Genomic DNA, 24,481 nt, shown 5'->3' with positions numbered 1-24,481 from the left:
TCAGCCCTCCCCCGTCAGTCGTTTCAAGGCGGTGGCCGAGGCTCGATCCATCGACCAGCCCATGCCCGCGTGATTGACGACCCCGCCGTCCAGGGCCCTGAACCGGTCAGGCAGCCGGCCATCCGCGCCTCTGGATCGCAGGGCGGCGCGCCCGACGCAGATCCGGACCGAGGCGTTCCGGCGGGACTGTTCAATGAAGGATGCGAACGGAGAGGCACGCATCGCCTCGTTCAACACATCGGGCGACTGCACCCGCCCAGGCCGGTCAGCCAAAGACATCAGTGTCAGCAAGGTCGCCGGGCTCAGCTCTGGTATCGCGGCCTTCCAGCGCGCCAGCCGATCGACCGCGGAGCCTCTCCGATCCTCGTCATCGTTCGCCCGCCACGCCTCGACTCCGACGCGCAGTTCGGCCGCTTCCCGGGCCAGGGCGTCGCATCGGGCGCAGCTCATGCTTCCGCCTCCCGAGGATCGAGCGCCACCTGGGCTAAGGCCAGGACCGCCACGGCCGGATCGGTAAAGGTCCGCCACGCGTGCATGACGAACGGCAGCGGCCGATGATCCACGCGGCGGAACCCGAACCGCTCGGCCCGCGACGACACGCGTTCGATGGCGATGACCTGACCATGCCGCGTCACCACGGCGCAGCAGCACCCATCGTCATCGACCGAATGCACGGGCCAGGCGCACCACAGACCCAGGGTCGCGTTCACGCAGGTCAGGATTAGGTCGCCCGCGACGAACCCCTTGACCGGCCCGACCGGCGGCGACGGAAAGGCGATGACGTCTGCGCTCAAGACAGCACCTCGCGCAGTTCGTCGGCGTCCAAGCCGAACAGTTTGGAGATCTCGCCGAAGGTCCAGGCCGGTTTCCCTTCGGCCCCGGGCGCGCGCATCCGCCGCGCCCAACCCAGCACCTCATCGCTGATCGACGTCAGCGTCTTGGGAACGAGCGAGGCTTCAGTGACCGGCGGCGCAACAGGTTTCGGATCAGGGGGCGATGGCGATGCCGGCGCAGCAACCGGGTCCGGCGTCGTGGCCTGGCGAAATCGGGCGGGCGTGCATTCGCCTCCGGGGACCAGTGCCGCTGCCACGACCGCGATCTGTTCCGCCGTCACCTTGCGCGCCGACAGGCTGGACGGGGCGAGGTTGGTCGACGTGACCCGGAACACCCGGGCCGCGTCCTTGGGCTTCCAGCCCAACCGCGCGACGCATCCGGCGGCGGCCAGTATCCGCGCCCGCCCGCATCCGGACTGGCGCTCGAACACGGTCTCGGGCTTGACCCCGACCTCGCCACAGGCGGCGACGATGGCGACCGCGATCGAGGCGGCCGAGATAGGCTGAGCGGTCAATTCCACACCTCTGGTCGCCCGGCGTGGGCGCGTTGAAAATCGGCCGTGTTCAGCGCGTGCAGCTGGTCGTCGAGGAACACGGCGGCGGCATCGACGACGGGCGCCAGGGCCCGACGGGTGGTCGGCGGTGTGGCCTGTCGTGCGAAGGCGGCCGTCAGTTTCAGGAAGGCCCGGCCCGTATCCGCAACCGTCGCCCCGGCCTCGCGATCCAGTACGGACGAGGATGCGCCGCCGACGCGCCTCGACAGGGCCATCAGCCGCAGCTCGGCGTCGACGGTGATTTGATCCGCCGCCGCGTCGACGACACAGGTCCGCGCCAGATTGATAAGTGCGCGCCAATCGGCGCGGGTGGCGACCATCGCCGGCGCTGCGCGCCTCTTGGCCTGTCCCCAGCGCCCCGTCATGGCCGCCCTCTCGGGATGCCTGCCGCCCGGCTCAGGGCAACGACGTCGGCGGCGTCGATCCGATAGCCCAGGGTTCCGACGCTACGGACCGCTCTGATCCCCGTCCGCACCGCCAGCATCCGTCGGGCGCCGCCGATCGCGTCCGTCATCGCGCCGCCGCCGGCAATGCCTCTTGCAAGATCGACGTTCGACACATCCGCGCCGTTCGCCAGCCACAGCCGGCGCACGATCAACGCCTCATCCGTGCCGAAGCCCAGGGACTTCAGATGCCGTTCCACAATCTCGCCCGGCGATAGCGGCCGGGCTGTCATCGTCAGGATCTCGGCCGATACCGTCGGATCGAAGATGCGGCGCAGGTCCGCTTCGTTCGCTCCAGTCATCCGACTGATCGCCGACCAGCCGATGCCGGCGTTTCGCTTCGTCTCGATGAAGCTGCGCTCGACGTCCTGCGCCCGGGTCATGGCCGCGCCTCGGGCTCAGCGATCAGCGCCGCCTGGGCCTGACGGATTTCCTCGACCAGATCATCCAGGGCGACGGAGAAGTCGGCACGCTCGCGGGCGTCTAACCGGCGGTCTGCCATCACCGCTCGGTACCGGCCCAGCAACGGCGCGCCGCCTTCGACCACATCCGACAGCTCGTCCCGGAGGTTCCCGGCCACGACCGCGCTGGGCCGCGCCTCACACATCGCGCCGGTGACGATCGGCTCGCCGCAATAGGCTTCAAGACACAGCACGATGTCGATCGGCAGATAGTCGGGCGCGGTCGCGACCTGGCATCGCGACAGGTGCGGCACGGAATAGGGCCGGCACGACTCGGCGCAGGCGCGCGAGGCTTCCTCGAGCCCGCCGCACGCCTTGATCAGCTGCTTGGTCTTAAGCTTCAGCCAGCGGTTCGGGGCGGCACTCATACGACCACCTCCGTTCGCGAGATGTTCGCATCGGATTTCTCGGCGCCATGATCGGGGGCGGGGGCCATCAAAGGCGGGCCTTCAGGAGATTGCCCGCCATGAACCGAGCCGAAATCACGCTTCAGACCTTCCAAAGCTGCTCGCGCGGCGTCGAACGAACGCAAGGTCGGGGACGACTCACCCGACCGCCATCGCGGCCAGTTGGACGGATTGAGCCCGGCGCGGCGCAGAACGGAGGCGGGCGTCACACCCGCGCCGTCGCAATCGCGCTCGAAATCGGAGATGGCGGATGACATGGGCCGTAGGTGACGCATTAATGCAATCGCCGTCAAGCGCATTCATGCGTGTCGATAACTTGCACGCAAGTTTGCGAGAATGCGAGTCGATGGATACGGCCGCGACAATCAGAGATTGGCTTCGCGTAGTGCTTGCGAGCCGGCCCGACCTGACCGTGAAGCGGTGGGCCTCGGAAGCGCGCGTCGCACCATCGACGATCCATAGGGCGATGGGCCCAAACTATCAGTTCGTCACATCCAGCAAGACGCTGGCGAAGCTGGCGACGGCCGCTGGCGTTGCCCCACCCGATGCGACTTCAACCGAGCCCCAGATCGTCGAAGCCGACTTCTTGCCCATCCGGTACGAGGTTGGGGCCGGCAGCTGGCAGGAGATTACCGACACCCAGACCTTCTTCGGGGTCGGCACGGTCGCTCCCGACCCCGCTTTCAATGGCTTTGCCCAATGGCTCGAGCGCGTGCAGGGCGATTCCATGGATCGCGAGTATCGCCAGGGTGACCTTGTCCATGTCGTGGATGCCATCGGGCTGGGGTATGCGCCCCGGCATGGGGATCATGTCGTCCTGGTCAGACGGAGGATGGACGGGGGCGAGATGGAGCGGACGATCAAGGAGGTCGTGCGCCGCAAGGATGGCGCGACCGAATTCTGGCCCCGTTCGACTAACCCCCGCTGGAACAGCCCGATTACGCTGATTGACGGGCTGGCGACAGACGATACGACTGAGGTCGAGGTCGAGGGCCTGGTGATAGGCAGCTACCGCCCACGTCGCTAACCGATCATCGTCCTCAGCTCGACTTCCGTGACGATGCGTAGCAGCTGTCCAGCAGCGGCCAGTTCCTCGGCTTTCAAGTGTTTGGCGCTTTTATCCTTGCCCGCAAACGTCGTCGAATCCTGGACGCCCAGCACCAGCATCGTCGTCTTTCGTGAAACGGTCGATGTCACTGCGCCACCGGCCGCCGCTATCAGATCCGCCATGGCTGACTTCGGCACCGTGAAGTCGCCAGTCATCACGATGCACTGATCTGTGAGCGGCCCTTCAGCACCGCCCTGACGGGCAACCGGCCCCGAAGACCTTGGCTGCCGGGCAACAGGGGCGGCCAGTTCATCCAGGCTCAGGCCGGTGACCTCCAATGCCCGTACGACCACCATCCCCGCCGCACGCGCGTCGCTTAGGGCGTCGTGGTGGGTGTGCGGGATACCAAGATGCCGGGTCAGCAAGTTCAGTTTGTGACTGCCAAGATCGGGCCAGGCCCGACGCGCCATCTGCACGCTGTCGACCCATCGCGTGGAGATGTCTGATCGCCCGTGCTTCAGGCAGGCTGCCGAAAGCGCCCGCCTGTCGAATGAGGAATGCGCCACCGTGACTCTGCCGGAAAGATAGCCCTCCACGACGGAGTGCAGGGCTCCAAAGTGCGGCCGGTCCCGAACATGACGATCGGTGATCCCATGGATCGAGATGTTGAAATCATCGAACTCGTCCCGTGGATCGATCAGCGTCTCGAACTCTAAGGTCGGCGCGCCATGTCGAAACGCGACAATCCCGATCTGGCAGATGCTGCTCACCCGCGAACATGCCGTTTCAACGTCCACGACCACGAAGTCGGCCTCGAACGGGGCGACGGCCTCAATCGGCGCGGCCGAAGGGATGGAACCAAATACCGCTTTTGCCAGCCTGTCAGCCCAACCCATATGCAACTCCCCCGCGCGGGCGAACGGTAGCGCAGGCGTAAGGGCGAGGCGACGCGCATAAATGCGCTTGACGCAGATGTTGCATTAATGCGAGCGTGAGGTCGTCCGCACCGGAGGGCCGGTTCGCCCCCTAGCTCCAAGGCCCAGCCGATCGCTCCCCGGATCGGTTCCGGTGCGGACACCCGTTTGTCATCCCGGCGCAGGCCGGGACCGGAGTGTCAGATGCTCAACCCTTCGACCCGCCCCCGTCGCAGTCTGATCGGTGAAGTCCTCGCCATGGCGATGGTTATCCTGCCGCTCGCGGCCCTGATCGCGTGGCGCGGCTGATGCCTGACATCAACGGCCTCCAACTCGCCGTCGTCGTGATCGGCCTCTTCATCATCCTTTCCATCCCCATCCGGAGACGCAAATGACCGCGCTCAATCCACTCGCCGTCCAGAACGCCCTACTCTTGCGAGAGCTCGCCAAGGACGGCCCGGCCGAGCCGGTGACGGCGATCGCCAAGCGCATCGGCCGCGACGAATCGAACGTCCGCAAGACCATCAAGGCCCTGATCGCCGAGGGTCTCGCCTGCGAACCGATGACCCTGACGCACGAGGGCCAAGCCCAGCTGGCGGCCATCGACCGGGCCGAAAACAGGACGGACAAACCCGGTTTGTCGGAGGCCGCGGAGGGGTCGATCAGCCTCGTTCACGCGCAGATTCTGCCCGACGTCCAGAACGCGCGGCGCGACTGGGACAGCGCCGAGGCCCAGGCCGAGCTCGGCGCGCTCAAGGAAGACATCGTCGCCCACGGCCTGCTTCAGAACCTGGTCGTGCGCGGCCCGGAAGCGGCCAGCGACGACTTCGCGATCAGTGGCCCGGACGGTGTTGCCCTCCCCCTCTACACCCTCGTCGGCGGCGAGCGTCGCTGGCGCGCGATCGGCAAGGCCATCGCCGACGGCGGCTGGCCGGCGGACCGTCGCATCGCCTGCCGCGTCCTCGACACAGACAACCTCGGCCATCGCCTCGCCGCCCTGTCCGAGAACCTCCAGCGCCGCAACCTGAACCCGCTTGAAAAGGCCAAGGCCTTCGACGGGCTGGCCCAAGCCTTCGCCGACAACGGCGTCGCCGACGACAAGATCAACCGCGAGATCGCGGACAGGGTCGGCGTCACGATCGAACACGTCCAGCAGACCCGCAGCCTGCTGAAACTGGATGAGGCCGATCAGGCTCGGCTCGCCCTGCCGAAGGACGATCCCAAGCGCCTCACGGTCTCCGACGCCCGCAAGAAGGTCAGCGTCAAGGCAGAGAAGGAAGCGGCCTGGAAGCCGACAGATCAGTCGCCGGAGGAACAACTGGTCATCGCCGAGCTGGCCTTCATCGCGCGCAAGACGTCCAGTTATCTCGGCAGCAGCTTCATGGTCGGGCCAGAATCCCGCACCGATCCGGTCGCCGTTCGACTGGCCGAGCTCAACATCATCGACCTGCCCGAGGAGCTTGCCCAATGGGGCGACGACACGGGCCAGCACAAGGCCTCATTCCGTGGCTGGACCCTGACCGACGCCATCCGGTCGGTCTGGCCGGCGGTCCTTCACGACGATGCGGAGAAGCGCTCCGAGGGCCTGCTCGCGCTGCAAATCGAACTGACCGGAGCCGGCCCGACCGGGGGCCGAACTTTCCTGACCGACTGGCTGAACGGCCCCTTCGGACTGACGGAGGCGGGTAAGGCCATCGTTGCGGAGCGGCAGGCGGCGGATGAAAAGCGCCTTCGCGAGGATCAGGCGCGCGCCGATGCTCGAGCCGCGACATTGACCCGCTGGGGTGAAGCGCGCACCCGTCACCTCGCCATCCTGAACGCCGCAGCCGAGAAGGCCGAGGCCGGATCGCCCGAGGACAATCAGGCGATCGCCGCCGACCTCGACCGACCCTTGCCCTGGTCTCTGACGGCAGAGGCCATTGTCGCGGCCAACGGTGAAACCGTCCGGCGCATTGGCAACCACTACACCCCGACCGAACACGAGCTGGCTCTCGCCCAGATGATGGTCGTCGCAGTCAATGCCGCTGGTGGTCAGGTCACGCCCCCGCCCCCCGTCGAAGAGGAAGAGGACGACGCCCCGCTCGAGGAAACCGTCTTCGTTCAAGAGATCACCGACAGCCTGCAGGACCAAACGGACCTGTCAGACGACGGCGCCCGGGCCCAGGCCGAGGAAATCCTGCACGAGTTCCTGACCGACAACAGCGTCGTGTTCGGCGACTTGGGCTTCGACTGGACCGCCGGCGGCGCCCAGACGCTGACCGATGAGTGGGTTGCGGAAAGCAGTGAGGCCGGGACCTTCGAGGGTGAAGCGGACGCCTCGGCCGACACCAAGGAGGCCGCGTGATGAGGGGCGATGGAAACTTCAAATGGTGGTGGTGCGGCTTCGAGGAGATGGAGGTCTGCAACGGCCCCCACGACACCCGGGAGGCCGCGATCGCATCGGCTGCCGAGGAGCGAGAAGCGGACGAGTTCGAGGACGACGAGACGCCGCATTGCTGGATCGTCGAGGCGGACAAGATGGTCATCGTCGCGGACGCCCTGTTCGACGAGGACGACGTCGACGCCGACAGCACCTTCTCGGGCGACCGGCTGATCGAACTGATCACCGAGGCCAACGAGGAGGCATGGGGCGAGGACGGGTTCGAAGGCCTGGTCGGACCTGGTGACGAGGCGGCGATCAACGAGCTCGAGGCCGCCGCCCACGAGGCGCAGCTGACCAGCGGTGGACAGGCCGCCTGCGTCAACGCCGTCATCGCGGACTGGCTCAACCGCCACCAGCGCCAGTTCCGCGTCTTCACCTTCGGCGTCCAGCGCAACTTCGAACGCGTCGAGCTGGAGCTCGTCGCCTGATGCCGCGCCCCTGGATCGAGTCCGCCGCCGTGCTGGCCTTCGCCCCGGCGGGCGAGGCCGCACCCCCCCGCCGCAACGTCCCTTACCGGAGACCCGCCATGTCCGATGACATCCGCTACGCCCTGTTCAGGAAACTGGACGCCTTCGCCAAACCGACGGCGGCCCCGGACCTCCACGCTCTCGCCCGTCTGATCGAACGCGAGCGGGGCGAACACGCGATCCAGCTGGTCGAGATCGAGGACTTCGAGTTTGCAGGCGACCGTCTGATGCACACCGCCGTCGAGGTCTGGACCCTCGACATGGCTGGCGATCGCGACAACCGCATCGGCGTCGCCTGGCTGAACGAGGACGGTCGCGACCGCCTCGAGCCCGCCCTCCGCGCCGTCCGCATGAACCGGCCCCGCGCCGAACGTCGGAGGGCGGCGTGAGAGGGCTCATCATCCCCTCCGCCGTCGACATGACGAACAGCGCCAATGTCGTTCAGGCCCGCCACGAGCTGCATCGCGCGATCGACTTCGGCGGCGTTCCCGAACAAGCGGCTTGGTCCCGCAAATGGGGCGAGGCGGCCGTGGAGGCCGGCGACAAGGCTGCGGCGCACTTCGACGACTATGACGGTATCGGCCTCCCTCGCGCCCTCGACAAGGCGAACGAGCTCCACACGAACCTCCAGACGGAGATCGTCAAGGACGCGCCCGACATCGCGAAATGCCGGCGGCTGGTCCGCGAAATCCGGACCTATCTCAACTCCCTGGTCGAGGCTTACGACGAATGAAGATCTTCGCTGAACAGGCGGGCCTCGCCCGCGTCACCGCCCGGATCGCCAACGTCGCCGAACGCAAGGCGACCATCCCGATCCTGAACAACATGCTGATCGACGCCCAGTCCGAAGCGGGCGCCGTCTGGTTCCACGGCACCGATCTCGACATGGAGATCCGTGAGCGGCTCGAGGCGCGCATCGAGACGCCGGGCCAGATCACCCTGCCGGCGTCCAGCCTGGCCGAGATCGCCCGGGGCGCGCCGGCCGGAGCCGAGGTCATGATCGGCACGATGGACGACGACCCGCGCGCGGCGGTGAAGTTCGGCCGGTCGCGCTACCTGCTGCCGATCCTGCCGGCGGGCGACTTCCCTACCCGCAGCACCCTGACCGGGGACACCCTGACCATGCCGGCGGCGGACCTTTTGTCCCTGCTGGATCACGTCCACTTCGCCCAGTCGACCGAAGAGACCCGCTACTACCTGTGCGGCACCCACCTCACGACCGTGTCCGACGAGGGGCGTCCGGTGTTCCGCGTGGTCGCCACGGACGGCAATCGGATGGTGCTGGATCAGCGGCCGATCGACGCCGGCGTATCGATCCCGGGCGTCATCGTCCCGCGCGCCGCGATCGCGGAGTTTCGCCGCATCCTGGCCGGCTCGAAAGCTGACGTTCAGATCACCGTCACGGCGGCGGGCGTCGCGCTCGAGCTCGATGATGTCCGCCTCACGACCAAGACGATCGACGGCGCCTATCCGGATTACCTGCGCGTCCTGCCGCGCCAGTGGGATCGCGAGATCACCATCGACCGCGCCGTCCTGCACAGTGCCATCAAGCGCGTCGCGGTCATCAGCGCCGATAAGTCGCGGTCGACCAAGTTGTCGATCGAGGACGAGGTTCTGACCCTGACCGTCCGCAATATGGAGGCGGGCATGGCGGACGAGCAGATCGAGGTCCAGGGCGAAGGTCTACTGTTCGAAACCGGCTTCAACGCCAAGTTCCTTCTGGACGTCCTCGAACAGACCGACGCCGATCAGATGATCCTACGCGTGACCGACGGAGTGTCACCCGCCCGTCTCGACCCCCACCCGGGAACCGCCGGAGCTGCGAACATCGTCAACGTCATCATGCCGCTGAGGGTGTGATGGCTTGCGAAGTTTCAGCCCTTGTTCGCGTCACCTCGCCGCTCACGATACCAGCCAGTTATCGGAAATCGCTTGCGCAAACAGGCGACGCGGAGGGCTTCACTCGCCGCCCCGACGGTTTCTATCGCCGTCTGAAGGATCAAGGCATAGCTTTCCTCCGCAACGATTCCGTCGTGCGCTCGCTTGGCGGTCGCCTCCACCATGGCGATCTGAGATCGAACGATCAGAAGTTGGTCCATGACCGCGCGTTCGGACAAGCGAGCGATGTCGAAGTTTGCGAGAGTGCTGCTCGCCATCTGCATCGGCGCAAACTCACTGAAAAGTCGAGCTTCATGGGCAATGCCGGTGATGCCCAGGCGCGTCCGACTACCCATGAGCAGGTCTTCCACGCCGTTAGCGACGGAAGAGACGGCAACCATGGCAGAGATATCTCGCTGCCTCGCCTCTCGAGCGCCGTGGTTGCTCGACCACAGAGCGACGATGACCGCACCCAGCGTGCCGATCGCACTCCAGCCCTCCCAGCCTGGCTTTGCGAGCCAGCAAATAAGTTCTTCGACCATGCGGCGAAGGCTCTCACGATCCTCAGATTCTAGCCATGCCCGCCGCCGCCTTCACACATTCCGACATCCAGCGCGCGGTGAAGGCAGCCAAGCAGGCCGGCCTGCCGATCGCCGGCATTGACTTCCCAAGGGCAGGCGGCTTCCGTCTGCTGATTGGCGAGCCGGTGCGGCTCGAGAGCGCGGAGACAGCCGGTCGGAACGAATGGGATTCGGTACTGACGCAGTGAAACCCATGGCCAGGATCGAAATCGCCTACGTCAAGGCGTACAAGGATCGCCACGGGCGGATGCGCTACTACTATCGGCGCAAGGGCCTGACGTCACTCGCCCTGCCGGGCGCGCCCGGGACGGCCGAGTTCATGGCCGCCTATGCGGAGGCTGACGCCCGTGCTCCGCGGTCGACCGCCGACCAGGTCAAGGCCGCTGCCGCCGCCCGCGTCCAGCCGCGATCCATCAACGCCCTGATCATCGAGTACTACCGGACGCCCGAGTTCATCCAGCTCGCCGACAGCACCCGCCGGGCCTATCGCGGCCAGCTCGATCGCTTCCGCGCCAGGCATGGCGACAAGGGCGCCCTCAGCATCCAGACGAACCATATCGAGGCGATCTTCAACACCATGGCGACGACGCCCGAGGCCGCCTTCAATCTGCGCAAGCGCCTGCGTCGCGTATTCCGCCTCGCCGTCCGCCTGGGCTGGCGCAAGGACAACCCCGTCACCGAGACGGAGATCACCCGCCGGAAGGATCGCGGGATCAAGGGTTGGGACGACGACCAGATCGCCCGGTGCGAGGCGCACTGGGCCTCGGGCTCAAGGGAGCGCCTCGCCTTAGCCCTGTGCCTCTACACGGGCCAGCGCCGCAGCGACGTCGTCCGTATGGGTCGTCAGCACATCCGGGGCGGCCGGATCAGCGTGGTTCAGCAGAAGACGGCGCACCGCCTCAGCATCAAGATCCACCCGAAGCTCGCCCAGGAGATCGCGCTCCACGCCGCCGCCGGCGAAGCCGACGGCCAGCTGACCCTGCTGCGCACCCTCTACGGCAAGCCATTCTCGGTCGCTGGATTCGGGACTTGGTTCGGCATCACCTGCGATCAGGCGGGCCTTAAGGGCAAGTCGGCCCATGGTCTGCGCAAGTCCGCCGGCCGGCGCCTCGCCGAGGCCGGTTGCACCGAGAAACAGATCGCCGCCGTGCTGGGCCACACCAGCCTTGGCGAGGTCGCCCGTTACACGGCCGAGGCCAACCAGGTAGGCCTCGCCGACGACGCCATGGACACGCTCGAAAAGTCCGAAACCAGAACGACCGGTGTCTAACCGGTTAGACACTTCGGTGTTAGCGGACTGACTTGGTTGAAGAAACGAAGGGGAGTGGCGACCCCGGAGGGACTCGAACCCCCGACCTCTGCTTTAGGAAAGCCTTGCTCTATCCGGCTGAGCTACGGGGCCACGCGCGCTGTCCCTAGCGGGTTGCGCCCCGCTCCGTAAACCCGTGGGGCAACAGTCGCCGCGTCCTCGCGAAATCAGTTTGTGGTTAATCGGTCTTAAGATACAATATCTTGGGGTGAACAAACCCCGAATCTGGCCGTGTCGCTGATTCGGTCCTGATTCGTTTCGCGCCTGTTCCGCCCCAGTGTCGTCTGCCGTTAAGCGCCACCATGCCCGGACCGCCTCATGGCGCGTTGACGACTTAGTTTCGATATGAAACGGTCTTCTCCTCTCGGGAGATCGTCATGTCGTCCACCCCGTCCTGTCTGATCGTCGGCGCCGGAGATGGCGTCGGAGCGGCCATCGCGCGCGCCTTTGCCAGGGAAGGCCTCGCGGTCTGCGTCACCCGTCGCCCGCGGCATCTGGAACAGCTGGAGGCGCTCGCCGACTCGATCCGCGCCGGGGGCGGTCAGGCCCACGCCTTAGGCGTCGACGCCCGGAACGAGGCCGAAATGATCGCCCTGGTCGACCGGATCGAGGCCGACATCGGCCCGCTCCAGGTCGTCGTCTTCAACATCGGCGCCAACGTCCGCTTCCCGGTCGTCGAGACCACCGCCCAGGTCTATTCCAAGGTCTGGGAGATGGCCGCCTTCGCCGGGTTCTTCACGGGGCGGGAGGCGGCCCGCGTCATGGGCCCGCTCGGCAAGGGATCGATCCTGTTCACCGGCGCCACGGCCTCGACCCGGGGCGGCGCAGGCTTCTCCGCCTTCGCGGGGGCCAAGGCGGCTCTGCGCCAATTGGCCCAGAGCCTGGCTCGCGAGATGGGACCCGAGGGTCTCCACATCGCCCACGTCGTCGTCGATGGCATGATCGACGGGACCTTCGCCCGCTCCGTCGCCCCCGACATCCAGACCCTGCTGGACGAGGACGCGATCCTGAAGCCCGACGAGATCGCAAAAAACTACGTCTGGCTGCACAACCAGCAACGCAGCGCCTGGACCTTCGAACTCGACCTGCGCCCATGGAAGGAAAACTGGTGACCAGAACCATCGACTTCATCTTCGACTTCGCCAGCCTCAACGCCTATCTCGCCGAGCGCGCCCTGCCGGATCTGGTCGGGCGCACGGGTGCGACGATCAATGTCATCCCCTGTCTTCTGGGCGGCATCTTCAAGGCCACAGGCAACCAGGCGCCGTTCAGCGCCTATGCCGGGATCAAGGGCAAGCTCGACTATGAGATGCTGGAGATTCGCCGCTTCGTGAAGGCGCACGGGCTGGAGGATTTCCAGATGAACCCGCATTTCCCGGTCAACAGTTTGCTGGCCATGCGCGGCCTTTGCGCCTGCGCGCCCGGCGACGAGTTCGACCGCTATCTCGACGCGGTCCTCGCCGGCTTCTGGGAGCGCGGCCTGCTCATGTCCGACCCGGAGGTCCTGTCCTCGGTCCTGGTAGAAGCCGGTCTCGACGCCGGACGCCTGATCGCCCTGGCCCAGACCGATGCGGTGAAGGCGAAACTGGCGGACAACACGGCCGCCGCGGTCGAACGCGGCGCCTTCGGAGCCCCCACCTTCTTCGTCGGCGACGAGATGTTCTTCGGCAAGGAACGGCTGGGCCAGATCGAGGCGATGCTTTCCTAGCCCTCTCCCCTTGCGGGAGAGGGAGGCGGCGCACGAGAGCGCAGCGATCGTCCTTGCGCCCGCGGGTGAGGGGTCACGCAGGGCCTCACCGATTGGGGCCAGTCAGAACGCACTTCGAAGCCGGGTGTCACCCCTCACCCGATCGCTCCAGAACCCCGGCTATCGCCGCCGTGCGCGAGCTCCCTCTCCTGCAAGGGGAGAGGGAAGAACGTCTTGAGAAAGACCCACCGAATCGCCACCTTATCAAGACCATGAGCGACCGCCCCACCGGCCTCGCCCCATCCCGCGTCGTCGCGGTGCTGGGGCCGACCAATACCGGCAAGACCCATCTGGCGGTCGAACGGATGCTGGGTCATGCGTCGGGCATGATCGGCCTGCCGCTGCGGCTGCTGGCGCGCGAGATCTATGAACGGATCGTCAAACAGCGCGGCGCCAATGCCGTCGCCCTGATCACCGGCGAAGAGAAGATCATCCCGGCCCGGCCCCATTTCTGGGTCTGCACGGTCGAGGCCATGCCGCTGGAGCGCGAGGTCGAGTTCCTGGCCATCGACGAGATCCAGCTGGCCGCCGACCCGGAGCGCGGCCACGTCTTCACCCAGCGCCTGCTTCATGCGCGGGGCCGGTTCGAGACCATGTTCCTGGGCGCCTCCACCATGGCGCCCCTGATGCGCAGGCTGATCCCCGATCTGGAGATCGTCACCCGCGAGCGGCTGTCCAACCTGACCTATGCGGGGTCCAAGAAGCTGACCCGCCTGCCCCGGCGCAGCGCGATCGTCGCCTTCAGCACCGAGCAGGTCTACGCCATCGCCGAACTGATCCGGCGCCAGCGCGGCGGCGCGGCCGTGGTCATGGGCTCGCTCAGCCCCCGCACCCGCAACGCCCAGGTCGGCCTGTTCCAGTCGGGCGAGGTCGACTTCCTGGTCGCCACCGACGCCATCGGCATGGGGCTGAACATGGACGTCGACCATGTCGCCTTCGCCGGGATGCGCAAATTCGACGGCCGCCGCACCCGCTGGCTGCATGCCCACGAGATCGCCCAGATCGCGGGCCGCGCCGGCCGCCACATCCGCGACGGCACCTTCGGCGTCACCGGCGAGGCCGAGGAGCTGGACGAGGATCTGGTCGAACAGGTCGTCGAGCACCGCTTCGACCCCATCCAGGCGATCGAGTGGCGCAACGCCCGCCTCGACTTCGACACCCTGCCCGATCTCCTGCGCTCGCTGGTCCAGCCGCCGAATGTCTCCGGCCTGAAGCTGACCGGTCAGGCTCTGGACGAGACTCTTCTGCGTCGCGCCCTGCAGGACGATGAGGTCAAGCGGATCAGCCGTTCGCGCGGGACCATCATGCGGCTCTGGGAAGCCTGCCAGCTGCCCGACTTCCAGAAGACGACGCTGGACGAACACGCCCGCCTGTCGCGCGACGTCTTCCATGCCCTGACCGGCAAGCGCGGCCGATTGACCGACGACTGGTTCGCGCCTCGCTTAGCCGAGGTCGACCGCGACGACGGCCAGATCGACCAGCTGTCGGCCCGGCTCGCAGGCGTCCGCACCCTGTCCTACATCGCAAACCGGCCGGACTGGCTGGACGGGATGAAGGGCTGGCGCGAGCGCACGAGGGCGCTGGAGGACCGGCTGTCGGATGTCCTGCACGAAAGGCTGACCGCCCGTTTCGTGGACCGCAAGACGACGGCCCTCATGCGGTCGCTGCACGACCACGCCCAGACCATGGCCGAGGTCGCCGACGACGGCGTGGTCACCGTCGACGGAGAGGCGGTCGGCCATCTGGACGGCGTGCGGTTCGCCATTGCCTCGGGCGGCTCGGCCCTGGCCGACCGCACCCTTAAGACCGCCGCCCTGCGCGCCGTCGGCCCCGAGATCGCCCGTCGTCTCGGCGCGCTGGCCGGCGATGGCGACGACGCCTTCTCGGTCACGCCGGAAGGCGATGTCCTGTGGTCGGGCGCGCTCGCCGCGAAGATCATCAACACAGAGCCGTTCAGTCCCCGCGTGCGCCTGATGGGCGACCTCGGTCCCCAGGCCGCCCGCGACCGGGCCCAGCGCCGCATCGAGGCCTGGCTGGCATCCGAAGCCGGACGGGCGCTGCGAGACCTGCGGCGCCTCAAACAGGCCGTCGAATCCGGCGCCCTGAAAGGCCTCCCGCGCGGCATAGCCTTCCGCCTGCTGGAGGCCGGGGGCGTCATCGACCGGCGCGACGTCGAACGGGATCTCGCCGCCCTCAGCCAGGTCGAGCGCCGCACGATCAAGGCCTTCGCCATTCGCGTCGGGACCCATTCCGTCTGGCTGCCCGGCACCCTGAAGCCGCGAGCTAGGATCCTGTCCCAGGCCTTTGCCGCCGCCGAACCGTTCCGCGCCAGGCCCGAGGGCCTGACCCTCTTGCCCGGCGCCGCCCCGTCGCCCCGCGCCCTCTCCGCCTTCGGCGTCCGCGCGGCCGGCCGCTGGGCTGTCCCGGTCGACGATCTCGAACGCGCCTCGGACCTCCGCCGCGAGACCAGGGGGAACCTGTCCGACGAGGCCCTGAAATCGCTCGGCTGGACGATCGGCGACGCCAAGGCCATCTGGACCGCTCTCAAGACCGTCCGCGCCCGGATGCCAGACCGCGAGGGCCAGACCCCCGTCGTGATCAAGGACTCGCCCTTCGCCAAACTGGCCGAGTTGACCGCGCCCGCTCAGCCCGCCCGCCGCAAGCGGCCGAGGCGAAAGAAGGCCGCGGCCTCGTGATTTCAGACTTCCAGGCATCCCCGCGAAGGCGTGGATATGAGTGACAGCGACGACAGCGTCCGCGTCGATCTCTGGCTGTGGCGCGCCCGGTTCGCCAGGACTCGCGGTCTGGCCGCCGATCTGGTCGAGCGGGGCGCCGTGCGGCTGACCCATCACGGCAAACAGGTCCGGCTCGACAAACCGAGCCGCCTCGTCCACCCGGGCGACGAATTGACCTTCGCCCTCGACGGCCGGGTCACGGCCGTCCGGATCGAGGCCCTGGGCGAACGGCGCGGACCTCCGGCGGAAGCCCGCGCCCTCTACGTCCCTCTCGGAGAGGAAACCTCGTCTACTGCTTGACGAACTCGCCTTCGATGTGGAGTTCGACCTCGTCGCCCAGGGCGGGCAGATAGGTAGTGATGCCGAATTGGGAGCGCTTGATCGTGGCCTCGCCGTCGAAGCCGACCTTGTAGACGCCGCCCATGGCCGGGCCGGCCTGGTTAAACTTGACCTCCAGCGTCACCGGACGCGTCACGCCGTGCAGGGTCAGGTTGCCCGTGACGTCGGCTTCGGTCGCATCATCGGAATCCACCACGACCGAGGTGGCGACGAAGGTCGCGGTCGGAAACTCGGCCGTGTTGAAGAAATCCGGTGTCTGCAGGTGGGCCTTCAGCGCGTCGTCAGCCGGGTCGACGTCGGCCAGTGGAACGCTCGCTGTCAGGGTCGAGGCCGACGGATTGGCCGGGTCGATGGTCAGGTCGGCGACGACGTTGGTGAACTGGCCCCGGTAGGTCGAGAAGCCGAGGTGATTGATCGACCAGGTGATCTTCCCGTGGCTCGGATCCAGCTTGTAGGTCCCGGCCTGGACCTCGGCGGGTACGCGCGTCGCGGCGGTCTGGGCGGTGACGACCCCGCCGACAAGGCTGAGCACCAGAGCTCCGGCGACGGCGGTGCGGGCGAGCAGGCGGCGGTTCAACATGAGGACGGGCGCCGGAGGATCAGCGGTGGCGACGGCTTATCTGCAATCGATACTGATACAAATAAGGCCTCCTGGCGCAGAAGCAAGCGATAGAGCCGCCAAACCGTCGCTCCGGTTGACAGCGGACCCTCGCGGGGTCATCTGCCGGGCCTCTCCCGCCCAACCCGAAGAACGTCAGCCCCGCCCGCCCATGACCTACATCGTCACCGACGCCTGCGTGAAATGTAAGTTCATGGACTGCATCGAGGTCTGCCCCGTCGACTGCTTCTATGAAGGCGAGAATTTCCTCGTCATCGCGCCCGACGAATGCATCGACTGTGGCGTCTGTGAACCGGAGTGCCCGGTCGACGCCATCGTGCCCGACACCGAGGACGAACCCGACGGCAAGTGGCTTCAGGTCAACGCCGAATACGCCAAGGTCTGGCCCAATATCACGGTCAAGGGCACGCCCCCCGCGGACAAGGAACAGTTCGAACGCGAGACCGGCAAGTTCGAGAAATATTTCTCGCCCAAGCCCGGCAAGGGTTCCTGAACGCTCCCGACCGCCGATAAAGCTCCGGGTCAGGAATAGCGCCGGTTTCGCAAGGGACGCTTGCGACGTTTTGAAATTGCCTCGTTTTGTGATATCTTCCTTCACATTGGGTCGGGCGGTCTGCGTTTCATGCGCGCCGCCCGCGTTTGCGACAGAACCTCGTCCATGAAGACGGGGTCGGCCAGAGGTTGGGTGATCCGTTTCCACGACTGACGACTGCATCATTCCGATCGGCGACCCCCGTCGCCGGTCCGGGAGCAATTGTCCGTCGTGCCTTCGATGCCCTGTCCCTGCGTCCGGGAAAGGAATGACATGACCACCAAGAGCGTTCTGGAATTCAAGGTTGGCGATGCAGTCGTCTATCCGGCGCACGGCGTCGGCAAGGTCGCGGCGGTCGAGGTCCAGGAAATCGCCGGCATGTCGCTGGAGGTCTATGTCGTGACCTTCGACCACGAGAAGATGACCCTGCGCGTCCCGACCAAGAAGGCCAAGACCGCCGGCCTGCGCTCGCTGGCCACCGACGACGTGGTCACAAAGGCCCTGACGACGCTGAAGGGCCGCGCGCGCATCAAGCGCACTATGTGGAGCCGCCGCGCCCAGGAATACGAAGCCAAGATCAACTCCGGCGACCTGGTCTCCATCGCCGAAGTGGTCCGCGACCTGCACCGCGCCGACAGCCAGCCGGAACAGTCGTACTCGGAGCGCCAGCTCTATGAGTCCGCCCTGGACCGGATGGCTCGCGAAGTCGCCGCCGCCAACCGCATCGACAAGGACGCCGCCGTCCAGCTGCTGTCCAAGTCGCTGAGCGCCAAGAAGGCCGTCATCGCTGCTGCTGAAGCCGCGGAAGCCGAGGAAGAGGCTGAAGCCGCATAATCCCTCGGGGAATTTGCTGAATGTGAGAAAGGCCCGGTGGAAACACCGGGCCTTTCTTCTTTCGTCTCCCTTCCCCGAGAGGGAGGGAAAGGCCGCGTCTCTGCTCAGAAATACTCAGCGTCCGCCGGGCAGACCGCCGCCACGCGGCGCGCCGTGATCGAGGCCGGCAGATAGGGCGTGCCGCGCGCGAGCTGGGCGCCGCCGGTGAAGCGGAAATTCTCCTGCTGGTACGAACCGCCGAGGCGGACGTTTACCCGCCGTCCGCGCGGGTCGGTACAGGTCCCCTCGAACCGCGCCGTGCCGCCGCCGACGACGCGGGTCGGATAGACGCACTGCCAGCGGCGCGTCGACAGGCCGCCGAAAAAGCGGTTGATCTCCGACGGCCGCACGCATTTGGTTTCGGTGCTGCGGATACCCACGGCGCTGGTCGTATACTCCCAGTAGCCCGGCAGGACCTCGCTGACGGCCCCCTGGGCCTGCGACGGAGACGAAGGCGCGGCCAGCAGGACGGCCCCTGCGATCGCAGGGGCGGCAACGGCGACAGTGCGCCTCAGAAGGGAAGGCAGGGTCATCGTGGATCTCATCCTCGGGACAGTCCCGAATAACCTAAGCTTTGAAACGCGGCGATTGAACGACGCATGAACGTCCCGGCGCGAAGACTCGGCCCGGGAGTCCAATCTGGCCCTCGAAGCCTTGACGGCGCGGGATCGGTTCCTCTATACGGCCCCCTCTCGCGCGGGGGTCCTCCCTCGCGCGCATTTGTTTCATGCGCCCTCTCTCCTTTGGAGCGGCGCCACCTCAAGGATAAGACGATGTCGCGTCGTTGCGAACTTACCGGTGTCGGGCCGATGGTCGGCCACTCGGTCAGCCACTCGAACATCAAGACCAAGCGCCGCTTCCTGCCGTCGCTCAAGAAGGTCAAGCTGGCGTCGGAGGCCCTGGGCCAGTCGTACAGCCTGCGCATCTCGAACGCCGCGCTGCGCACGCTCGACTTCAAGGGCGGCCTCGACCCCTTCATCGTCAAGGCCAAGGACGAACAGCTGTCGATCACGGCACAGCGCATCAAGCGTCAGATCAAGGCCAAGCTGGCTGAACAAGCCGCCGCCTGAGTCCTGACGGACCACGAATTCTGAACGAGGCCGGTGGAAACACCGGCCTTTTTCTTTGCCGCATATCTCCCCGTGCACCCCGGCAAAGGCCGGGGTCCAGATCGCGGACGCCGTCGGCCGGGATCAAAGACCATCCGCAACCCGGAGATCGCTTTTTCCATCTGGACCCCGGCCTTCGCCGGGGTGCACGGTGAACAGGAATTCTGACGGGGATAGACGCTGATGGCCGGATCGAGTCTGCGTACGGCGAGCATGGCCGTCCTGGCCTGCATGCTGTCGGTTCCCGCGACGGCCCAGGACGCCCCCGCCCGCCAGCCGACCGCCTTCACGCTCGAAACCGACAATCCCCGCACGCCGGAGCAGGAGGCCGTCCGCTTCGACAAGGCCGATCTGTCGATCAAGATCCTGCCCGAGGACAAGGCGATCGACGGCGTGGCCGTGCTGGACTTCACCGTGCTTCAGCCGATCCAGCGTCTGGCGGTCGAGCTGGACACCCTCTTCACCATCTCCGAGATCCGGCTGGACGGCGAGATCGTGCCCGCCGATCGCTGGTCCAACCCCGAAGGCCGTCTGACCGTAGAGGTTCCGGCGGGTCTGGCCGAGGGCGCCACCCCCACCCTGACCATCGCCTATGCCGGCCAGCCCCGTGTCGCGCCACGTGCGCCCTGGAACGGCGGCTGGGTCTGGGCCACGGCCCCGACGGGCGAGCCCTGGATCGGGTCAGCCGTCCAGCTCAACGGCTGTGACCTGGTCTGGCCCTGTATCGACAACTCCAACGCCGAGCCCGGCCAGCTGGACATGCACATCACCACGCCGGGCAATGTCTCGGCGCCGGGACCCGGCGTGTTCAAGGGCGTGACCGGGAACGCCGACGGCACGAAGACCTGGAGCTGGAGCATCGCCCATCCGAACATCTATGCCGGGATGATCAACGTCGGCCCCTATGAGGAGGTCACCGCCCCGTACCAGAGCCGGTTCGGCAACACGATCCCGATGCACTACTGGCACCTGCGGTCCGACGATCCGGCGAAGGTCGCGAGACTGTTCGCCGAGTTCGCGCCCATGCTGGATTTCTTCGAATCGACCATCGGCCCCTACCCGTTCGGCGACTCCAAGATGGGGGTGGTCGAGACGCCCTATCTCGGCATGGAACACCAGACGATCAACGCCTACGGCAATGCCTACAAGATCGAGACGCGCGGCTACGACACCCTGCTGCAGCACGAGTTCAGCCACGAGTGGTTCGCCAACCAGCTGACCAACCGTAACGCCGACGACATGTGGCTGCACGAAGGGCTGGGCAGCTATATGCAGCCGCTCTACGCCCGATATCTGCATGGCGAGCGGTTCATGCAGTCCGAGCTGCAGCGCCAGCGCGAGGGTCTGGTCAACGCCTTCCCGGTCGTCTCGCAGACCAACCGCACGGTCAACCAGGTCTATGGCGGCTCTGAGGGCCCCGGCGGCGACATCTATTCCAAGGGTTCGCTGATCGCCCACACCCTGCGGATGACGATCGGCGACGACGACTTCTACGAGGTCATCCGCCGTCTGGTGTACGGCCGCCCCGATCCGCGACCCGGCAACTTCGCGCCCCGGACCAGTTCGACGCGCGAGATGAACGCCATCGTCAACCAGGTGACGGGTCAGGACTACGACTGGTTCTTCGACGCCTATCTGTATCAGGCGGCCCTGCCGGTCCTGTCGCAGGTCCGGGAGGGCGACCGGCTGACCCTGTCCTGGACCACCGGGAGCGGCTCGGGCTTCCCGATGCCGGTGGAGATCGAGGTCGACGGCGTGACCCAGACCGTGCCGATGCGGGATGGCCGCGCGACGATCGCCGTACCCTCGGGCGCGACCCTGCTGGTCGATCCACAGAACAAGCTGCTGCGCCAGCTCGACGTGGTCGACGACTGGCAGGCCTGGAACCGCGCCGAACGCGAGCGGGCCGCGGCCGAACGGCTTGCGCGGTCGGCCAGCTGAGACCCCTGATGCGAAACGCCCTCGCCGCCCTCGCCGCCGCTTCTCTGCTGGCGGGTCCTGCCCTCGCCCAGGACCCGGCGCCGCGCGAGTCCACCGCCTTCACCCTGATGACCGATCAGCCGCGCACGCCGGAACAGGCGGCCATGCGCATCGACCTCGTCGATCTGGCGATTAAGGTCCTCCCCGACGACAGGGCCATCGACGCGACGGCGACCCTGACCTTGACCGCCACGGCGCCCGTCGCCCGGCTGGTGGTCGAACTGGACACCGTGTTCGACGTCTCCGCCGTGTCGGTGGACGGACGGGCGGTGAGCGACTGGTCCAATCCCGAGGGGCGGATGACCATCCCCCTGCCTCGGCCGCTGGCTGCGGGTCAGACGACGACCCTGCGCATCGCCTATTCCGGCCATCCCCGCGTGGCGCCGCGCGCGCCCTGGTCCGGCGGCTTCGTCTGGGCGAGCGCGCCCGGCGGTGAGCCGTGGATCGCTACGGCCGTCCAGGGCGAAGGCTGCGACCTGTTCTGGCCCTGTATCGACAGCCCCGTGGCCGAGCCCGGGCGGGTCGACCTGCACATCACCGTCCCGACCGGCCTGTCCGCGCCCTCCAACGGCCGCTTCCTCGGCACGGAAGATCACGGCGACGGCTGGACCACCTGGAACTGGTCGGCACGCACGCCCAACACCTACGCCATAGCCCTGAACGTCGGCCCCTATACGGAGCTGAAGACCGGCTACCGCAGCCGGTTCGGCAACAGTTTCCCGATGTCCTTCTGGCATCTGAGCTCCGATGATCCAGGGCGCGCCGCCGCCCTGTTCGCCGAATTCCCCACCCAGATGGACTTCTACGAAGCCACCGTCGGCCCCTTCCCCTTCTCCGACGAGAAAATGGGCGTCGTGGAGACCCCGCACCTGGGCATGGAGCACCAGACCATCAACGCCTACGGCAACCAGTATCGGCTGGACGGCAAGGGCTACGACTGGCTGCTGCAGCACGAGCTGGCCCACGAATGGTTCGGCAACCAGATGACCAATGCCAACGCCGACGACATGTGGCTGCACGAAGGGCTGGGGAGCTATATGCAGCCCCTCTACGGCGCCTGGCTGCACGGCGACCGCTACATGCAGACCGAACTGGCCGAGCAGCAGCAGGGCCTGATCAACCGCTTCCCCGTCGTCTCGGGCGAACTCAGGAGCGAGGGCGAGGTCTATGACGGCGCGGTCGGGCCGGGCAACGACATCTATTCCAAGGGTTCGCTGATCGCCCATTCGCTGCGGATGCTGATCGGCGACGAGGCCTTCTTCCGCGCCGTCACCACCCTGGTCTATGGCCGCCCCGATCCGCGCCCGGGCAATTTCGAGCCGATCTACCGCTCGACGCCGGACTTCCTGCGGATCGTCAATGACATCACCGGCAGGGACTACGGCTGGTTCTTCCGCGGCTATCTCTATCAGGCCGCCTTGCCGGTCCTGAACGAGACGCGCGAGGACGGGACCCTCAACCTGTCATGGACGACCGGCGACGGCGCGGCCTTTCCGATGCCGGTCGAGGTGTCCGTGGACGGCCGGGTCGAAACGTTGGCCATGACCGACGGCCGGGGCTCGATCCCCGTCCCCGCCGCGGCTCACATCGTGATCGATCCGCAGAACAAGGTCCTGCGCCGGCTCGACTTCATCGACGTCTATCAGGCGCGCATAAGGTCCGATCGCGCCTCGACGGAATAGGCGTCCGCAGCCTCGGCGGTGATCGACTGGCTGACCATCTCGCAGGTTCCCTGGGTCGACAGGAAGGCGATGTCGGCGGCGTCGCGCCCGCAGGCGATCCGCACCAGTCCCTCGATCGGCGCCAGCCCGGTCGGATCGACCAGCCACCAGCCGTTCGACAGCCAGATCTCGAAGATGGCGTGGAAGTCCGGCGGGTTCAGCTGATGCGCATAGGCGCTGACCGCGCGCGCAGGAATGCCCGACGCCCGGCACAGGGTGATGCCCATATGGGTGAAGTCGCGGCACACGCCCGCCCGATCGATGAAGGTCCGCGCGGCCGTCGTCTCGGAGTCCGACACGCCGCGCTCATAATCGATGTTCTCGGTGATCCAGTTCAGGATCGCGAGCACCCGCTCGCCGCCCGATGTCTCTCCGAACTGACGCTCCACGAACCGGCCGAACTGGTCCGAGGGGCAATAGCGGCTGGGCCACAGATAGGTCAGCACCTCGGCCGGCAGGTCGTTCCAGTCGTGCTGGGTCACGCCCGGCGGCAGGCCCAGCAGCGAGCCGTTGTCGACCACCGCCTCGTAGGACACAGCCACGTCGCCGCTGAGGCGCGCACGCAGGGTGCGGGCGCCGAACTCCTCGTCCTCGTCCTGATGGAAGGCCTGGGGCGGCGTAATCGTCAGCCGCTCCTCCAGGATGTCCTGACCCGGCCAGTGCGCGACCTGAATCTTGTAGATCGCGTCGGTCGGGGGATCGAAGCGATAGACGAGCTCGGCGCGGACGCGAATTTTCATGGACGACCTGATGTGAGGGGCGAACCGTTAACGTCGCGCATCGGCGGCCGTTCCGGGTCATGCAGTGCTCTAGCAGGTCATGCGGCGCAGGATAGTGGCGCCGTCTACGGCTCCAGCTCGATGTCCCAGTACAGATAGTCGAGCCAGCTCTGGTGCAGGTAGTGGGGCGGGAACCGTCGGCCCGCGTCCTGGAGCTGGAAGGCGTTCGGCCGGTTGGGCGCGCGTCGGATCGGCATGTGCGCCTGCTGCGGCGTCCGTCCGCCCTTCCTCAGATTGCAGGGCGAACAGGCGGCGACGATGTTCTCCCACGTCGTGCGTCCGCCCCGGCTGCGCGGAATGACGTGGTCGAAGGTCAGTTCGGCGGTGTCGCCGCAGTACTGGCAGGTGAAGCCGTCGCGCAGGAAGACGTTGAAGCGGGTGAAGGCCGGGCTGCGATTCTGGTCGACATAGCTCTTCAGCGCGATGACGCTGGGGATCTGCATCTCCATCGACGGACTGCGCACGACCCTGTCATAGGTCGAAACGACGTCCACGCGCTCTTGATAGACCGCCTTCACCGCCTCCTCCCACGGCCAGAGCGACAGCGGATAGTAGGACAGCGGACGGAAATCGGCGTTCAGCACCAGGGCTGGAAAGCCGGAAGGCGGCTTGTGAAGGACCTGCATCAGACCCTCCCGCTCACGCCGGATATCGAGGAAATCGGACTGAAAACGTCTCTCCTTCTCTCTAGTGAAGCCAGCCTATTCCCGATTCGCACGCACCGCCATGA

Annotated in this window: 30 protein-coding genes and 1 tRNA gene; 17 read left to right on the top strand and 14 right to left on the bottom strand. The window is 66.8% G+C overall.

Going from position 1 to position 24,481, the window contains the following annotated elements:
* Genes ACP7AZ_RS04490 through ACP7AZ_RS04460 form a run of 7 tightly spaced genes read right to left on the bottom strand, consistent with a single transcriptional unit; the run spans position 1 to position 2,955 of the window.
* Positions 1–450 carry a hypothetical protein gene (locus ACP7AZ_RS04490; RefSeq protein WP_426036471.1) on the bottom strand — a complete coding sequence of 150 codons (450 nt, stop codon included), beginning with the start codon at positions 448–450 and terminating at the stop codon, positions 1–3.
* A complete protein-coding gene (locus tag ACP7AZ_RS04485; protein WP_426036469.1) occupies positions 447–794 on the bottom strand; it encodes a hypothetical protein in 348 nt (115 codons plus the stop codon). Before ACP7AZ_RS04485 ends, ACP7AZ_RS04490 begins: the two co-directional genes overlap by 4 nt.
* Positions 791–1,348 carry a hypothetical protein gene (locus ACP7AZ_RS04480; RefSeq protein ID WP_426036467.1) on the bottom strand — a complete coding sequence of 186 codons (558 nt, stop codon included), beginning with the start codon at positions 1,346–1,348 and terminating at the stop codon, positions 791–793. Before ACP7AZ_RS04480 ends, ACP7AZ_RS04485 begins: the two co-directional genes overlap by 4 nt.
* A complete protein-coding gene (locus ACP7AZ_RS04475) occupies positions 1,345–1,752 on the bottom strand; it encodes a hypothetical protein (RefSeq protein ID WP_426036465.1) in 408 nt (135 codons plus the stop codon). Before ACP7AZ_RS04475 ends, ACP7AZ_RS04480 begins: the two co-directional genes overlap by 4 nt.
* Positions 1,749–2,213: a hypothetical protein gene (locus tag ACP7AZ_RS04470; protein ID WP_426036463.1), complete on the bottom strand. Its 465-nt coding sequence runs from the start codon at positions 2,211–2,213 to the stop codon at positions 1,749–1,751. The genes ACP7AZ_RS04475 and ACP7AZ_RS04470 overlap by 4 nt, the downstream gene beginning before the upstream one ends.
* The gene (locus ACP7AZ_RS04465; protein WP_426036461.1) at positions 2,210–2,659 is read right to left on the bottom strand and encodes a hypothetical protein; all 450 of its coding nucleotides are present in this window, start codon (positions 2,657–2,659) and stop codon (positions 2,210–2,212) included. Before ACP7AZ_RS04465 ends, ACP7AZ_RS04470 begins: the two co-directional genes overlap by 4 nt.
* Entirely contained in the window at positions 2,656–2,955 is a 300-nt protein-coding gene (locus tag ACP7AZ_RS04460) for a hypothetical protein (protein ID WP_426036459.1), read from the bottom strand. The genes ACP7AZ_RS04465 and ACP7AZ_RS04460 overlap by 4 nt, the downstream gene beginning before the upstream one ends.
* A gap of 89 nt (positions 2,956–3,044) precedes the next feature.
* On the opposite strand from ACP7AZ_RS04460, the gene ACP7AZ_RS04455 reads away from it, so the two are divergent.
* On the top strand, positions 3,045–3,725 hold the full coding sequence (locus ACP7AZ_RS04455; protein ID WP_426036457.1) for a LexA family protein: 681 nt from the start codon (positions 3,045–3,047) through the stop codon (positions 3,723–3,725).
* Here ACP7AZ_RS04455 and ACP7AZ_RS04450 read toward each other — a convergent pair.
* Entirely contained in the window at positions 3,722–4,642 is a 921-nt protein-coding gene (locus ACP7AZ_RS04450; protein WP_426036455.1) for an exonuclease domain-containing protein, read from the bottom strand. The two genes, ACP7AZ_RS04455 and ACP7AZ_RS04450, sit on opposite strands and share 4 nt — an antisense overlap.
* A gap of 409 nt (positions 4,643–5,051) precedes the next feature.
* Here ACP7AZ_RS04450 and ACP7AZ_RS04445 point away from each other — a divergent pair, with 409 nt between their 5' ends.
* Genes ACP7AZ_RS04445 through dnaN form a run of 5 tightly spaced genes read left to right on the top strand, consistent with a single transcriptional unit; the run spans position 5,052 to position 9,409 of the window.
* Complete coding sequence (locus ACP7AZ_RS04445; RefSeq protein WP_426036453.1) at positions 5,052–7,004, top strand: hypothetical protein; 1,953 nt, start codon at positions 5,052–5,054, stop codon at positions 7,002–7,004.
* Positions 7,004–7,510 carry a hypothetical protein gene (locus ACP7AZ_RS04440; RefSeq protein ID WP_426036451.1) on the top strand — a complete coding sequence of 169 codons (507 nt, stop codon included), beginning with the start codon at positions 7,004–7,006 and terminating at the stop codon, positions 7,508–7,510. The genes ACP7AZ_RS04445 and ACP7AZ_RS04440 overlap by 1 nt, the downstream gene beginning before the upstream one ends.
* On the top strand, positions 7,510–7,938 hold the full coding sequence (locus ACP7AZ_RS04435) for a hypothetical protein (protein ID WP_426036449.1): 429 nt from the start codon (positions 7,510–7,512) through the stop codon (positions 7,936–7,938). The genes ACP7AZ_RS04440 and ACP7AZ_RS04435 overlap by 1 nt, the downstream gene beginning before the upstream one ends.
* A complete protein-coding gene (locus ACP7AZ_RS04430; RefSeq protein ID WP_426036447.1) occupies positions 7,935–8,282 on the top strand; it encodes a hypothetical protein in 348 nt (115 codons plus the stop codon). Before ACP7AZ_RS04435 ends, ACP7AZ_RS04430 begins: the two co-directional genes overlap by 4 nt.
* The gene (gene dnaN, locus ACP7AZ_RS04425) at positions 8,279–9,409 is read left to right on the top strand and encodes a DNA polymerase III subunit beta (RefSeq protein WP_426036445.1); all 1,131 of its coding nucleotides are present in this window, start codon (positions 8,279–8,281) and stop codon (positions 9,407–9,409) included. The genes ACP7AZ_RS04430 and dnaN overlap by 4 nt, the downstream gene beginning before the upstream one ends.
* Before the next feature lie 14 nt (positions 9,410–9,423).
* Here the strand turns inward: dnaN and ACP7AZ_RS04420 are convergent, their stop codons facing one another.
* Positions 9,424–9,969, bottom strand: a complete 546-nt coding sequence (locus ACP7AZ_RS04420; RefSeq protein ID WP_426036443.1) for a hypothetical protein — start codon at positions 9,967–9,969, stop codon at positions 9,424–9,426.
* A gap of 35 nt (positions 9,970–10,004) precedes the next feature.
* On the opposite strand from ACP7AZ_RS04420, the gene ACP7AZ_RS04415 reads away from it, so the two are divergent.
* A complete protein-coding gene (locus ACP7AZ_RS04415; protein WP_426036441.1) occupies positions 10,005–10,196 on the top strand; it encodes a hypothetical protein in 192 nt (63 codons plus the stop codon).
* A gap of 5 nt (positions 10,197–10,201) precedes the next feature.
* Positions 10,202–11,278, top strand: a complete 1,077-nt coding sequence (locus tag ACP7AZ_RS04410) for a tyrosine-type recombinase/integrase (protein ID WP_426036439.1) — start codon at positions 10,202–10,204, stop codon at positions 11,276–11,278.
* A 55-nt stretch (positions 11,279–11,333) separates the two neighbouring features.
* Here the strand turns inward: ACP7AZ_RS04410 and ACP7AZ_RS04405 are convergent.
* Positions 11,334–11,410: transfer RNA gene (locus ACP7AZ_RS04405), tRNA-Arg, on the bottom strand.
* Between the two features lie 284 nt (positions 11,411–11,694).
* Here ACP7AZ_RS04405 and ACP7AZ_RS04400 point away from each other — a divergent pair.
* The 4 genes from ACP7AZ_RS04400 (at position 11,695) to ACP7AZ_RS04385 (ending at position 16,099) form a co-directional block, all read left to right on the top strand.
* Positions 11,695–12,429, top strand: a complete 735-nt coding sequence (locus ACP7AZ_RS04400) for an SDR family NAD(P)-dependent oxidoreductase (protein ID WP_426036437.1) — start codon at positions 11,695–11,697, stop codon at positions 12,427–12,429.
* Positions 12,426–13,025: a 2-hydroxychromene-2-carboxylate isomerase gene (locus ACP7AZ_RS04395; protein ID WP_426036435.1), complete on the top strand. Its 600-nt coding sequence runs from the start codon at positions 12,426–12,428 to the stop codon at positions 13,023–13,025. Before ACP7AZ_RS04400 ends, ACP7AZ_RS04395 begins: the two co-directional genes overlap by 4 nt.
* Before the next feature lie 251 nt (positions 13,026–13,276).
* Positions 13,277–15,760 carry a helicase-related protein gene (locus tag ACP7AZ_RS04390; RefSeq protein ID WP_426036433.1) on the top strand — a complete coding sequence of 828 codons (2,484 nt, stop codon included), beginning with the start codon at positions 13,277–13,279 and terminating at the stop codon, positions 15,758–15,760.
* 36 nt (positions 15,761–15,796) lie between these two features.
* A complete protein-coding gene (locus tag ACP7AZ_RS04385; protein ID WP_426036431.1) occupies positions 15,797–16,099 on the top strand; it encodes an RNA-binding S4 domain-containing protein in 303 nt (100 codons plus the stop codon).
* Here ACP7AZ_RS04385 and ACP7AZ_RS04380 read toward each other — a convergent pair.
* Positions 16,089–16,718 carry a YceI family protein gene (locus ACP7AZ_RS04380; protein ID WP_426036429.1) on the bottom strand — a complete coding sequence of 210 codons (630 nt, stop codon included), beginning with the start codon at positions 16,716–16,718 and terminating at the stop codon, positions 16,089–16,091. The genes ACP7AZ_RS04385 and ACP7AZ_RS04380 overlap by 11 nt on opposite strands.
* 190 nt (positions 16,719–16,908) lie before the next feature.
* Here ACP7AZ_RS04380 and fdxA point away from each other — a divergent pair, with 190 nt between their 5' ends.
* A complete protein-coding gene (fdxA, locus tag ACP7AZ_RS04375) occupies positions 16,909–17,250 on the top strand; it encodes a ferredoxin FdxA (protein ID WP_303695112.1) in 342 nt (113 codons plus the stop codon).
* Positions 17,251–17,562: 312 nt separating this feature from the next.
* A complete protein-coding gene (locus ACP7AZ_RS04370) occupies positions 17,563–18,123 on the top strand; it encodes a CarD family transcriptional regulator (RefSeq protein ID WP_303695111.1) in 561 nt (186 codons plus the stop codon).
* Between the two features lie 104 nt (positions 18,124–18,227).
* On the opposite strand, the gene ACP7AZ_RS04365 is transcribed toward ACP7AZ_RS04370, so the two are convergent.
* Positions 18,228–18,695, bottom strand: a complete 468-nt coding sequence (locus ACP7AZ_RS04365) for a DUF3617 domain-containing protein (RefSeq protein ID WP_426036427.1) — start codon at positions 18,693–18,695, stop codon at positions 18,228–18,230.
* A 240-nt stretch (positions 18,696–18,935) separates the two neighbouring features.
* Here ACP7AZ_RS04365 and rpmB point away from each other — a divergent pair, with 240 nt between their 5' ends.
* From rpmB to ACP7AZ_RS04350, 3 genes are all read left to right on the top strand, one after another.
* On the top strand, positions 18,936–19,232 hold the full coding sequence (rpmB, locus tag ACP7AZ_RS04360) for a 50S ribosomal protein L28 (protein WP_303695109.1): 297 nt from the start codon (positions 18,936–18,938) through the stop codon (positions 19,230–19,232).
* Positions 19,233–19,454: 222 nt separating this feature from the next.
* Positions 19,455–21,212 (top strand): M1 family metallopeptidase, encoded by a 1,758-nt coding sequence (locus ACP7AZ_RS04355; RefSeq protein WP_426036425.1) that lies wholly within the window; start codon positions 19,455–19,457, stop codon positions 21,210–21,212.
* Positions 21,213–21,220: 8 nt separating this feature from the next.
* A complete protein-coding gene (locus ACP7AZ_RS04350) occupies positions 21,221–22,933 on the top strand; it encodes a M1 family metallopeptidase (protein WP_426036423.1) in 1,713 nt (570 codons plus the stop codon).
* On the opposite strand, the gene ACP7AZ_RS04345 is transcribed toward ACP7AZ_RS04350, so the two are convergent.
* Both ACP7AZ_RS04345 and ACP7AZ_RS04340 read right to left on the bottom strand, forming a co-directional pair.
* Positions 22,894–23,712 (bottom strand): transglutaminase-like domain-containing protein, encoded by an 819-nt coding sequence (locus tag ACP7AZ_RS04345; RefSeq protein ID WP_426036421.1) that lies wholly within the window; start codon positions 23,710–23,712, stop codon positions 22,894–22,896. The genes ACP7AZ_RS04350 and ACP7AZ_RS04345 overlap by 40 nt on opposite strands.
* Before the next feature lie 104 nt (positions 23,713–23,816).
* Positions 23,817–24,377, bottom strand: a complete 561-nt coding sequence (locus ACP7AZ_RS04340; protein WP_303695104.1) for an HNH endonuclease — start codon at positions 24,375–24,377, stop codon at positions 23,817–23,819.
* Positions 24,378–24,481: the final 104 nt, after the last annotated feature.

Origin of the sequence: Brevundimonas sp. DC300-4 (assembly GCF_049897365.1) — a bacterium.
Lineage (GTDB): Bacteria > Pseudomonadota > Alphaproteobacteria > Caulobacterales > Caulobacteraceae > Brevundimonas.
Note: the sequence above shows the minus strand (reverse complement) of the source record. Positions and strands in the feature narration are given on the sequence as shown.

Bases quoted from the DNA above. Each gene is read 5' to 3' on its own strand.
- ACP7AZ_RS04490 (WP_426036471.1), bottom strand. From the start codon at position 450: ATGAGCTGCGCCCGATGCGACGCCCTGGCCCGGGAAGCGGCCGAACTG.
- ACP7AZ_RS04475 (WP_426036465.1), bottom strand. From the start codon at position 1,752: ATGACGGGGCGCTGGGGACAGGCCAAGAGGCGCGCAGCGCCGGCGATG.
- ACP7AZ_RS04470 (WP_426036463.1), bottom strand. From the start codon at position 2,213: ATGACCCGGGCGCAGGACGTCGAGCGCAGCTTCATCGAGACGAAGCGA.
- ACP7AZ_RS04465 (WP_426036461.1), bottom strand. From the start codon at position 2,659: ATGAGTGCCGCCCCGAACCGCTGGCTGAAGCTTAAGACCAAGCAGCTG.
- ACP7AZ_RS04460 (WP_426036459.1), bottom strand. From the start codon at position 2,955: ATGTCATCCGCCATCTCCGATTTCGAGCGCGATTGCGACGGCGCGGGT.
- ACP7AZ_RS04455 (WP_426036457.1), top strand. From the start codon at position 3,045: ATGGATACGGCCGCGACAATCAGAGATTGGCTTCGCGTAGTGCTTGCG.
- ACP7AZ_RS04450 (WP_426036455.1), bottom strand. From the start codon at position 4,642: ATGGGTTGGGCTGACAGGCTGGCAAAAGCGGTATTTGGTTCCATCCCT.
- ACP7AZ_RS04445 (WP_426036453.1), top strand. From the start codon at position 5,052: ATGACCGCGCTCAATCCACTCGCCGTCCAGAACGCCCTACTCTTGCGA.
- ACP7AZ_RS04440 (WP_426036451.1), top strand. From the start codon at position 7,004: ATGAGGGGCGATGGAAACTTCAAATGGTGGTGGTGCGGCTTCGAGGAG.
- ACP7AZ_RS04435 (WP_426036449.1), top strand. From the start codon at position 7,510: ATGCCGCGCCCCTGGATCGAGTCCGCCGCCGTGCTGGCCTTCGCCCCG.
- dnaN (WP_426036445.1), top strand. From the start codon at position 8,279: ATGAAGATCTTCGCTGAACAGGCGGGCCTCGCCCGCGTCACCGCCCGG.
- ACP7AZ_RS04420 (WP_426036443.1), bottom strand. From the start codon at position 9,969: ATGGTCGAAGAACTTATTTGCTGGCTCGCAAAGCCAGGCTGGGAGGGC.
- ACP7AZ_RS04415 (WP_426036441.1), top strand. From the start codon at position 10,005: ATGCCCGCCGCCGCCTTCACACATTCCGACATCCAGCGCGCGGTGAAG.
- ACP7AZ_RS04410 (WP_426036439.1), top strand. From the start codon at position 10,202: ATGGCCAGGATCGAAATCGCCTACGTCAAGGCGTACAAGGATCGCCAC.
- ACP7AZ_RS04400 (WP_426036437.1), top strand. From the start codon at position 11,695: ATGTCGTCCACCCCGTCCTGTCTGATCGTCGGCGCCGGAGATGGCGTC.
- ACP7AZ_RS04390 (WP_426036433.1), top strand. From the start codon at position 13,277: ATGAGCGACCGCCCCACCGGCCTCGCCCCATCCCGCGTCGTCGCGGTG.
- ACP7AZ_RS04385 (WP_426036431.1), top strand. From the start codon at position 15,797: ATGAGTGACAGCGACGACAGCGTCCGCGTCGATCTCTGGCTGTGGCGC.
- ACP7AZ_RS04380 (WP_426036429.1), bottom strand. From the start codon at position 16,718: ATGTTGAACCGCCGCCTGCTCGCCCGCACCGCCGTCGCCGGAGCTCTG.
- fdxA (WP_303695112.1), top strand. From the start codon at position 16,909: ATGACCTACATCGTCACCGACGCCTGCGTGAAATGTAAGTTCATGGAC.
- ACP7AZ_RS04370 (WP_303695111.1), top strand. From the start codon at position 17,563: ATGACCACCAAGAGCGTTCTGGAATTCAAGGTTGGCGATGCAGTCGTC.
- ACP7AZ_RS04365 (WP_426036427.1), bottom strand. From the start codon at position 18,695: ATGACCCTGCCTTCCCTTCTGAGGCGCACTGTCGCCGTTGCCGCCCCT.
- rpmB (WP_303695109.1), top strand. From the start codon at position 18,936: ATGTCGCGTCGTTGCGAACTTACCGGTGTCGGGCCGATGGTCGGCCAC.
- ACP7AZ_RS04355 (WP_426036425.1), top strand. From the start codon at position 19,455: ATGGCCGGATCGAGTCTGCGTACGGCGAGCATGGCCGTCCTGGCCTGC.
- ACP7AZ_RS04350 (WP_426036423.1), top strand. From the start codon at position 21,221: ATGCGAAACGCCCTCGCCGCCCTCGCCGCCGCTTCTCTGCTGGCGGGT.
- ACP7AZ_RS04345 (WP_426036421.1), bottom strand. From the start codon at position 23,712: ATGAAAATTCGCGTCCGCGCCGAGCTCGTCTATCGCTTCGATCCCCCG.
- ACP7AZ_RS04340 (WP_303695104.1), bottom strand. From the start codon at position 24,377: ATGCAGGTCCTTCACAAGCCGCCTTCCGGCTTTCCAGCCCTGGTGCTG.